Origin of the sequence: Micromonospora maritima (assembly GCF_902825405.1) — a bacterium.
GTDB classification, from domain to species: Bacteria; Actinomycetota; Actinomycetes; order Mycobacteriales; family Micromonosporaceae; genus Micromonospora; species Micromonospora maritima.
The window spans coordinates 1-2,545 of the sequence record NZ_CADEAU010000653.1 but is presented as its reverse complement, the minus strand read 5'-3'; the positions used below and the strand labels follow the sequence as shown (position 1 = coordinate 2,545).

The window sequence follows — 2,545 nt, the reverse complement described above, 5'->3', positions numbered from 1 at the left end:
GCTCGTCGGTTGGCTCGTCGTCGGGCGACTCGTCGCCGGCCACCGGGTAGGTCCCCCGGCCGCCGGCCCGGCCGGTCAGGTGCAGCGCGACCGCCACCAGCGCGACGGCGAGGAACGCGGTGACGAGGCCACGCCCGTGCTGCACCTGGAGGGTCTGCTCGGTCGGGAAGAAGACGATGCGCCGGGCGAGCTGCTGGAGGGTGGCGGCGGTCGCGACCAGCATGCCGAGCAGGGGCGCGGCGAGACCCAGCCCGGCGGTCCGGGCGTGCCGCCGCACCGCCGGGGCGCCACGCAGCGCCAGGGCCACCGCGACCGACAGCCCGAGCAGACCCACCAGGTACGCCACCCCGAAGCCGCCGATCTCGGCGACCCCGCTGGGCAGGCGGAGGGTGTCGTTCCCGTCTTGGTCGTCGTTCGGCAGCGTGATCACCAGCCACTCGCCGATCAGCGAGGCGAGTGCGGCCACCGCGCCGAGACCGACGAGCACCGGTGGGAGACGGTGGTCGCGGCCCAGACCGGCCAGCGACCGGCCGACCCGGCCGGGCGGGGCCGTCGCGGCGTCACCCCACTCGACGACGGTGGTGGTGCCGTCGTGCCTGTCGTCCTGCCTGGGGATGGGGAGATCCTGCGACATCGGCCACCCTTCCCGTACGCGGGCCTGCGTCGAATCATGGCACAGCCGGCGTTCGGGCACCCGGACCGCGAGGCGCCGGACCGGTGCGGGGCGGCCCGCTTTCGGTTAGCGTCGGTGCCATGCCTATCCGTACCGCTTCCGCTCGTTGGCAGGGCAACCTGACCGAGGGGTCGGGCACCGTCCGCACCGGCAAGGGCGGCCTGTCCGGCAACTACTCCTTCAAGTCCCGCTTCGAGGAGGGCGAGGGCACCAACCCCGAGGAGCTGATCGGCGCCGCGCACGCCGGCTGCTTCTCGATGGCCCTCTCCAAGCAGCTCGCCGACGCGGGCGCCACCGACACGTCGGTGGAGACGACCGCCAAGGTGCACTTCGACAAGACCGACGCGGGCATGACCGTGACCCGCATCGACCTGGAGACCGTCGGCCAGGTGCCCGGCCTCGACGAGGCGGAGTTCACCAAGCTGGCCGAGGCGGCCAAGGAGAACTGCCCGATCTCGCGGCTGCTCTCCCCGGGCGCGCAGATCACGCTGAACGCCCGTCTGGCCTGACACCACGTACGGCACGGCGGGGGCGTCCTGCGGGGCGTCCCCGTCGCGCCACGTGCCGACCGTGAGGGGTGACCGGGCCGCGTGGCCGTGGAGATGAGCCGGGACCGGTTCGAGGAACTGGTCGGCGAGGCGCTCGACGAGGTGCCCGAGGAACTGCTCGGGCTGATGAGCAACGTGGTCATCCTGGTCGAGGACGAGCCACCGCCCGGCGAGGACCTGCTCGGTCTCTACGAGGGGCACGCGCTCACCGAGCGCGGCTGGGACTACTCCGGCGTGCTGCCCGACCGCATCCTGATCTACCGCAACCCGATCCTGGCGATCTGCGACACGGACGAGGACGTGGTCGACGAGGTCGCGGTGACGGTGGTGCACGAGATCGCCCACCACTTCGGCATCGACGACGAACGCCTGCACGCCCTCGGCTGGGGCTGACCGGTCCCCGGCGCGTCGCCGCTCGGCTGATCCCGGCGGTTGCGCCGGTCCCCTAACCTCCGGATCAGGCACATCCCGATGCAGGAGGAAACCCCATGCGCAGCGCGCTGTTCTCCGCGGAGAACCTCGAGAAGGAGTCCCAGCAGCCGGGCATGCGGCTGCAGAACTCCAAGATGCTGAAGATCGAGCTGAACGGCGAGGCGATGGCCCGCGTCGGGTCGATGGTCGCGTACCAGGGCCAGGTGCAGTTCCAGGCGCTCGGCTCGGGCGGCATCGGCAAGTTCATCAAGCAGCGGCTCACCGGTGAGGGCGTCCCGCTGATGAAGCTCTCCGGGCGCGGCGACGTGTTCCTGGCCGAGCTGGCCAAGGACGTGCACATCATCGACCTGGAGCCCGGCGACGCCCTGTCCATCAACGGCTCCAGCGTGCTCGCCTTCGACTCCAGCCTCCAGTACGACATCAAGATGGTCGGCGGCGCCGGGATGGCGTCCTCGTCGGGCCTGTTCAACTGCGTCTTCACCGGGCACGGCCGGATCGCGATCACCACCAAGGGCACCCCGGTGGTGCTCAACGTGGACGCGCCGACGTACGTCGACCCGCAGGCCGCGGTCTGCTGGTCGGCCAACCTCCAGACCGGCTACCACCGGGCCGAGCAGCTCGGCCTCGGCACGCTGCTCGGGCGCAGCACCGGGGAGGCGTTCACGATGAGCTTCGCCGGCCAGGGCTTCGTGGTGGTGCAGCCGTCGGAGGAGCCGCCGGTGGCCGGCAGCGGCGCCCAGCAGCAGCAGGGCGGCCTGCTCGGCGGCCTGCTCCAGTGACCGGCCGCGCCGGGTGCACCCTGGGGGAGCACCCGGCGCGGTCTCAGCTCAGCTCGCCGGCACCGGCAGGCCGGCCAGCCCGGCGAGGTCCCGCTCCGGCTGCGCCGAGCCCT

4 protein-coding genes are annotated in these 2,545 nt (G+C 72.4%); 3 read left to right on the top strand and 1 reads right to left on the bottom strand.

Annotation, left to right across the window (positions count from 1 at the left end; all coding sequences use genetic code 11):
- The coding region (locus HUW36_RS30610; protein ID WP_174531265.1) for a hypothetical protein at window positions 1–634 on the bottom strand (634 nt) is incomplete at its 3' end.
- A gap of 119 nt (window positions 635–753) precedes the next feature.
- On the opposite strand from HUW36_RS30610, the gene HUW36_RS30605 reads away from it, so the two are divergent.
- The 3 genes from HUW36_RS30605 (at window position 754) to HUW36_RS30595 (ending at window position 2,432) form a co-directional block, all read left to right on the top strand.
- Window positions 754–1,182 (top strand): OsmC family protein, encoded by a 429-nt coding sequence (locus HUW36_RS30605; RefSeq protein ID WP_091567918.1) that lies wholly within the window; start codon window positions 754–756, stop codon window positions 1,180–1,182.
- An 87-nt stretch (window positions 1,183–1,269) separates the two neighbouring features.
- Window positions 1,270–1,614 carry a metallopeptidase family protein gene (locus tag HUW36_RS30600; protein WP_174531266.1) on the top strand — a complete coding sequence of 115 codons (345 nt, stop codon included), beginning with the start codon at window positions 1,270–1,272 and terminating at the stop codon, window positions 1,612–1,614.
- Window positions 1,615–1,709: 95 nt separating this feature from the next.
- Window positions 1,710–2,432 (top strand): AIM24 family protein, encoded by a 723-nt coding sequence (locus tag HUW36_RS30595; RefSeq protein WP_174531264.1) that lies wholly within the window; start codon window positions 1,710–1,712, stop codon window positions 2,430–2,432.
- The last annotated feature ends 113 nt before the right edge of the window (window positions 2,433–2,545 follow it).

Excerpts from the sequence above, each read along its gene's own strand:
- HUW36_RS30605 (WP_091567918.1), top strand. The coding sequence starts at position 754 with ATGCCTATCCGTACCGCTTCCGCTCGTTGGCAGGGCAACCTGACCGAG.
- HUW36_RS30595 (WP_174531264.1), top strand. The coding sequence starts at position 1,710 with ATGCGCAGCGCGCTGTTCTCCGCGGAGAACCTCGAGAAGGAGTCCCAG.